This window comes from Bradyrhizobium sp. (assembly GCF_049581145.1).
Taxonomy (GTDB): domain Bacteria; phylum Pseudomonadota; class Alphaproteobacteria; order Rhizobiales; family Xanthobacteraceae; genus Bradyrhizobium.
The window spans coordinates 1-5,070 of sequence record NZ_JBAURI010000276.1 but is presented as its reverse complement, the minus strand read 5'-3'; the positions used below and the strand labels follow the sequence as shown (position 1 = coordinate 5,070).

The following is a 5,070-nucleotide window of genomic DNA, read 5'->3' as shown; positions in this document are numbered from 1 at the left end:
TTTCACCCGCCGGACAGAACGCGTGGGGAGCCAACCAGGCCTTGAACGACAAGGACAAAGAGGTCGACCACGACGAGCGCCTGCCGATCACCGGCATCGAACCCGGGCGTTACGACGCCAAGGTCAGTTACGGCGACACCAGGCAATGCGTCGTGAGAGATATCGACATCCAGGCGGATGCGGTGTTTTCCATCACGGACAAGGACTTGAAGGACTGCACCAAGTAGCCGCTCCGGCGGATCCACATGATTGTCGTTCAGCCTGCCGACGAGCCCTCGCCGGCGTCGACCTTGTCATTGGTGTGCGGGTACTCGCACCGCCATTTGACCGCAGTCCACTTCGGATGCTCGCCCACCCATTGCGCGATGTAGGGCGGCGCCGCCATGACGCACTGCCTCAGCGAGACACTCGAGTTGAAGACCAGATGCGTCTCTTCGCAGGTGGTTGGCGAAAGCACGGCACACACCGTGATGATCAGATCGATCGGATTCATCCCTGAGGTCCCTGACCGGTTTGAGATTCATTATCATATTCAGCTACGAAACCCGCCGTGCCGGGTTTCAACACAATGTGAAAAACCGGCGCTCGCGGCTCCGGCCGGGCCTGGCTGCCGCCGGGCCTTGGAGCATGATCCGGTGCGTAGCGGTTTTTCGAAAAGATCCATGCTTCATGAGCACGATGGCGATGCAACCTGATCGCGTCGCGCTCTAGAAGTTCACGCCGAAGATCAGACGCGCCTGCTGGCGTTCGAAATTGATGAGATCGACGGACGCGCTCGATCCGGCTGGATGTCCCCACGCCTGAAGGCTCCAGGTCGCTGTCAGCCGCGAGCTTTCCGAGAGCTGAAAATAAACCGTCGGGCCGATGAACAAGGCTTGGCCGGCAAGCTCTTCCAGGCCGATGCCATCGTATTTCCGCAGGTATCGCGCTTCACCGCCGATGAAGACGTTGGGCCGGACCTGCGCCATCACCCCGAGCGCCGCGCCGGTCGTAGATTCCTGCTCCGCGGCGCCGGTGGCAACGAAGCGGGTCCATTCCGGCTGGTAGATCAGATTGAGAGCGGCAACCGCAAGTTTTGGAACGATTTCCCGGTCCAACGCGAGCGTCCATTCCGTGCCGAAGTTGCGGACCGCCGCACCCGTCGTTTCATCGATCCGGTCAGCCTGGCTCTCCATTGCCAGAGTCACGCCGAAGGGCGAGCTCTCCCGCCCGAGAAACCGGTAGCGCAGATCGACAGACGCCCCCTGCCAGGTGAGTTGCTCGCGGTCCGCAAGATCCGGAACGCCGCTGATATCGTGCGCTGCAAAGGCGCTTCCCAATTCGATTCGAAAATTCGGCACGGGAACAAGTTCCAGTTCAAGCTCCTGGTCGGTCGCGCGGTACTCTCCCCCGTCCCTGCCAAATCGCCCCGTGGTCTGGCTCTGGAATTCCCGCTCCCCAACCTCGCCGACGTCGCTGCCGATCACGAAACCAAAGAGATGTTCCGTATCAATGCCTTCGGCACGAACCAAGGCCGGAAGCAGCGCGCAAAGGCACGCCATCGTCATCCAGATCGGCCTTGCATGGACAGTCACGTCGAAACCAACGATAGCAAAATGGTGGCACCGCCGACCGAACCCCATCAAAATGCCGGAGCGGCGAGGAGAAATTGGAAAAGCCTTGTCCGCGATCTCATATACTATCAGACATCCGTCCGCTCATGCGGCAATAACGTCAGGGAGGAGAGACCAAATGGCAAAAGTTCTTGTGCTCTACAAGAAGCCGAAGAACGCTGAGGCTTTCGACAAGCACTACGCATCCGTGCATATCCCGCTCGCGAAGAAAATTCCAGGCTTGAAGAAATACGACATCAGCACGGGCGGGGTCGGCGCACCCACGGGCCCAAGCGAGGTTCATCTGGTTGCGACGCTGTACTTCGATTCGATGGAAGCGTTGCAAGCGGGTCTCGCGTCATCAGAAGGCAAAGCCGCGGCCGGCGATCTTGCCAATTTTGCCGATGGCGGCGCGGAACTCTACTTCTTCGACACCAAAGACGTCTAAGGACCAAGCTTCAAAAACAACCGCCAGAGTGCCCGGCGGCCTGAATATCCGGGACGACGTCTGCCACGGCTCGAGGCAAGCGATTGCCGACCGAGCCGGGCAGTTCGTTTCGAGGTATTACTTGCGCGCCGCGCAGGCGTACATGTTGATTTCCATGCCCACCGGCACTTCAACGATCTTCGGTGCATTCCACTTCATTGGCGTCTCCCAAGCAGTTCTGGCGCGATGTCCGCGCCAGCCAAGGGTAAGACCGCGTCGGGCTTCGCGCAAGTGCTTGCCGCGAGCTTGGCAAGCTGACGCGTCAGTTCTCGAAGTTCTGCAAGGACTTGGAAGGATTCCGATGCGTCTCCGGCTACTTCATCAGCCTCAACAGGGCTCGGCCGGCATGGCTCTTCATTTCCTTGGCATCCAGGGTTCCGTCCTTGTCCGAATCTGCCGTCTTGAAGCGTTGCTCGACCACCGCAAGGTACTCGTCGGGCGTCAGCGTGCCGTCATGATCGGCGTCGGCCGCGGCGAACTCCCTGGCCGTCAGCCTGCCCGCCAGTTCGCGCCTGTCGAGGGTGCCGTCGTGATCGCGATCGAGCTTGGCGAACAAGTCCGACGCGGCCTTCTTCACTTCTCCAAGGTCCAGCGTCCCGTCATTATCGGCATCCAACGTCTTGACGGCATCGGCGCGGGATGCTGCGAAGGCCGGCGCGCTTGCCAGAATGGCAGCCGCCGCCGCGAAAATAGATCGGCGCGATATCATTGGTGAATCTCCACTTGTTGCTGGCCATGAGCTGAATCGATTAAGTCGCTCACCGGGCTTGCGAACCGCTGCCTACATCATCCTCCTCCGTAACAGGAGCAATGTGAAGATAATGCGGTTTGATCCAACGGACCGGGAAGCTTTCTGAGGTTCCGACTACGGTCGCACATCTATCGGGTGCTCGGCTCGCCCAAGAACCGAACCCAAGCGATGCAATCGAGTGAGGCCGATCAGCCGAGCCGCGCTCATCTCACCGTTCGTCGCCGGTTTCTTGATACCGGTGTCTGCGCAAGACAGACCGTCCGACTCGCTTGCGCCGGGCGCGGCTGCTCCCGCCAGCCCGCCTGTAGCGCTTACCGGATAAGGAGCGGCTCGGCCGAAAATGGACGGACGAACAGCGGATCGACCATTGCAGGGTGCCGATCGACAAGCGCGGCACCAAGCCGCGACCCAATGGCTGCGTCGCCGCTCCAACCGATTGAACACCGGCAAGGCCTTCTGCGAGCAAATCCTTTTGTGAGCAAGTCCTTCTGTGAGCAAGTCCTTCTGAGATGGTCGGATCAGGCGCCGCTCGGTTGGACGTAGCAAAATACGTAACCGGTCCGGCTCAGGAAAACGATACCGTGCCCGGTGGGATTCGATTTGTCCCACTTGAGCTTGTTGTTCGGTATTTCGATTTCCGTTCCGCTCTCGATGTGAGGCCGGCCGCGCGGCGCATCCGGCCGGTCATCGGAAATGACCGCGTAGGTCTTGCCATCCCTGACGTGGACCTGATCGGCCCAATAGGCGTCGGCCTCGCCGCAACACGACGCATTCGGCACATCGGGCTGCATCAGAGCCTGATACCACTGACGAATCGCCGGCTCGACCGCGTCCCATTGGCCCAAGTCTCGCGCATTCGCTCCGAGTCCGGCGCAGCCAAAAACACCGAGACAAAGGACTATCCATCTCATCCATCTACTCTCCTCTGTTATTCCCGGCAGACTCCGTAAAAGCAATCTTCGTGCCGCCGACGAGGAGAAAAACAGACGATAATATAATGACTTACGGAAATGACATCAGCCCGCTACCTGCTCCAGGCAGCAGCCGCACAACGCTTTCGTGTTGACGCTTTTTACGTTCCGGCAGAGTGTTGTTCGTGCAGCGTCAGAATAGGCGCGCATAAGACTTGGGAGGGTATGGATGAAACGCATTGCGCTGGCCGCAGGCCTTGCCATTTTTGCATCACATGGCGCGAGCGCGCAGAGCACCGACGAGTTGGTCAAGGGCGCGACCGATACGTCGAATGTTCTCAACTACGGCATGGGCTACAACCTGCAGCGCTTCAGCCCGCTGAAGCAGATCAATACCGACACCGCAAAGAACCTCGTTCCGGTCTGGAGCTACAGCCTCGCCGACGACCGCAGCGAAGAATCGCAGCCGCTCGTCTACCAGGGCGTGATCTACCTTACGACCCACGCTGCCACGATGGCGATCGATGCCAAGACCGGCAAGCAGATCTGGAAAACCAAGGTCGAGTATCCACCTGAGACACCGCGAATCGTATGCTGCGGCATCATCAACCGTGGCGCCGCGATCTTCGGCGGCAAACTGTTCCGCACCACGCTCGATGCCAACGTGATTGCGCTCGACGCGAAGACCGGCAAGGAAGTCTGGCGCCAGAAAGCCGCCGACATCAAGGAAGGCTACTCGATGACCGTGGCGCCGCTGGTCGCCGATGGCGTCGTGCTGACCGGTATCTCCGGAGCGGAATTCGGCACCCGCGGATTCATCGACGGTTGGGAACCGGAGACCGGCAAGCATCTCTGGCGCACCTACACGATCCCCAATCCAGATGAACCCGGCGGCGACACCTGGAAAGGCGACACCTGGAAGCTGGGCGGCGGCTCGACCTGGATCACCGGCTCCTACGACCCCGAACTGAACACGGTCTATTGGGGCGTCGGCAATCCCGGTCCGTTCAATGCGGCGGTGCGCCCTGGCGACAATCTGTTCACCTGTTCGGTGCTCGCGCTCGACCCGAAGAGCGGCAAGATCAAATGGCATTACCAGTTCTCGCCGAACAATCCGTTCGACTATGATTCGGTCGCCGAGATGGTGCTCGCCGACATCAACGTCGAGGGCAAGCCGACCAAGGTGCTGATGGATGCCAACCGCAACGGCTTCTTCTATGTCCTCGACCGGACCAACGGAAAGCTGCTCGCGGCAAATCCCTATGTGAAGGTGAACTGGGCAACCAGCATCGACATGAAGACCGGGCGTCCGGTCGAGACCGACATCAC

The 5,070-nt window shown here is 60.0% G+C and carries 7 protein-coding genes and 1 pseudogene; 3 read left to right on the top strand and 5 right to left on the bottom strand.

Annotated elements, in window-relative coordinates:
- A pseudogene (locus tag WCB02_RS09250) lies at positions 1 to 227 on the top strand (hypothetical protein); the annotation flags it as partial.
- Between the two features lie 29 nt (positions 228 to 256).
- Here the strand turns inward: WCB02_RS09250 and WCB02_RS09245 are convergent.
- Positions 257 to 493, bottom strand: a complete 237-nt coding sequence (locus WCB02_RS09245; RefSeq protein ID WP_423957695.1) for a hypothetical protein — start codon at positions 491 to 493, stop codon at positions 257 to 259.
- 214 nt (positions 494 to 707) lie between these two features.
- On the bottom strand, positions 708 to 1,574 hold the full coding sequence (locus WCB02_RS09240) for a hypothetical protein (protein ID WP_423957693.1): 867 nt from the start codon (positions 1,572 to 1,574) through the stop codon (positions 708 to 710).
- A gap of 157 nt (positions 1,575 to 1,731) precedes the next feature.
- Here WCB02_RS09240 and WCB02_RS09235 point away from each other — a divergent pair, with 157 nt between their 5' ends.
- The gene (locus WCB02_RS09235; RefSeq protein ID WP_423957692.1) at positions 1,732 to 2,040 is read left to right on the top strand and encodes an EthD family reductase; all 309 of its coding nucleotides are present in this window, start codon (positions 1,732 to 1,734) and stop codon (positions 2,038 to 2,040) included.
- A gap of 117 nt (positions 2,041 to 2,157) precedes the next feature.
- Here WCB02_RS09235 and pqqA read toward each other — a convergent pair whose 3' ends face one another.
- The 3 genes from pqqA to WCB02_RS09220 all read right to left on the bottom strand — a co-directional run bounded on the left by pqqA (position 2,158) and on the right by WCB02_RS09220 (position 3,741).
- Positions 2,158 to 2,238 carry a pyrroloquinoline quinone precursor peptide PqqA gene (pqqA, locus tag WCB02_RS09230; protein ID WP_423957697.1) on the bottom strand — a complete coding sequence of 27 codons (81 nt, stop codon included), beginning with the start codon at positions 2,236 to 2,238 and terminating at the stop codon, positions 2,158 to 2,160.
- A 154-nt stretch (positions 2,239 to 2,392) separates the two neighbouring features.
- Positions 2,393 to 2,788, bottom strand: a complete 396-nt coding sequence (locus WCB02_RS09225) for a calcium-binding protein (RefSeq protein ID WP_423957691.1) — start codon at positions 2,786 to 2,788, stop codon at positions 2,393 to 2,395.
- A gap of 560 nt (positions 2,789 to 3,348) precedes the next feature.
- Positions 3,349 to 3,741 (bottom strand): hypothetical protein, encoded by a 393-nt coding sequence (locus WCB02_RS09220; RefSeq protein WP_423957689.1) that lies wholly within the window; start codon positions 3,739 to 3,741, stop codon positions 3,349 to 3,351.
- Between the two features lie 229 nt (positions 3,742 to 3,970).
- Between WCB02_RS09220 and WCB02_RS09215 the strand changes: the two genes are divergently transcribed.
- On the top strand, positions 3,971 to 5,070 hold a 1,100-nt coding region (locus WCB02_RS09215; RefSeq protein WP_423957687.1), incomplete at its 3' end, for a PQQ-dependent dehydrogenase, methanol/ethanol family.

Excerpts from the sequence above, each read along its gene's own strand:
- WCB02_RS09245 (WP_423957695.1), bottom strand. The coding sequence starts at position 493 with ATGAATCCGATCGATCTGATCATCACGGTGTGTGCCGTGCTTTCGCCA.
- WCB02_RS09235 (WP_423957692.1), top strand. The coding sequence starts at position 1,732 with ATGGCAAAAGTTCTTGTGCTCTACAAGAAGCCGAAGAACGCTGAGGCT.
- pqqA (WP_423957697.1), bottom strand. The coding sequence starts at position 2,238 with ATGAAGTGGAATGCACCGAAGATCGTTGAAGTGCCGGTGGGCATGGAA.
- WCB02_RS09225 (WP_423957691.1), bottom strand. The coding sequence starts at position 2,788 with ATGATATCGCGCCGATCTATTTTCGCGGCGGCGGCTGCCATTCTGGCA.
- WCB02_RS09220 (WP_423957689.1), bottom strand. The coding sequence starts at position 3,741 with ATGAGATGGATAGTCCTTTGTCTCGGTGTTTTTGGCTGCGCCGGACTC.